At 51.0% G+C, this 255-nt stretch carries 1 rRNA gene; it reads right to left on the minus strand.

Annotation, left to right across the window (positions count from 1 at the left end):
- A 23S ribosomal RNA gene (locus L6D81_RS29425) occupies positions 1-255 on the minus strand; the annotation flags it as partial.

Consider the following 255-nt stretch of genomic DNA (forward strand, 5'->3'; position numbering starts at 1 on the left):
CTTTCGGCGTGGGTGTTTTTCACACCCATTGTCGTTACTCATGTCAGCATTCGCACTTCTGATACCTCCAGCAAGCTTCTCAACTCACCTTCACAGGCTTACAGAACGCTCCTCTACCGCATCACTTACGTGATACCCGTAGCTTCGGTGTATGGTTTGAGCCCCGTTACATCTTCCGCGCAGGCCGACTCGACTAGTGAGCTATTACGCTTTCTTTAAAGGGTGGCTGCTTCTAAGCCAACCTCCTAGCTGTCT

Source organism: Pseudomonas sputi (assembly GCF_021603585.1).
Lineage (GTDB): Bacteria > Pseudomonadota > Gammaproteobacteria > Pseudomonadales > Pseudomonadaceae > Aquipseudomonas > Aquipseudomonas sputi.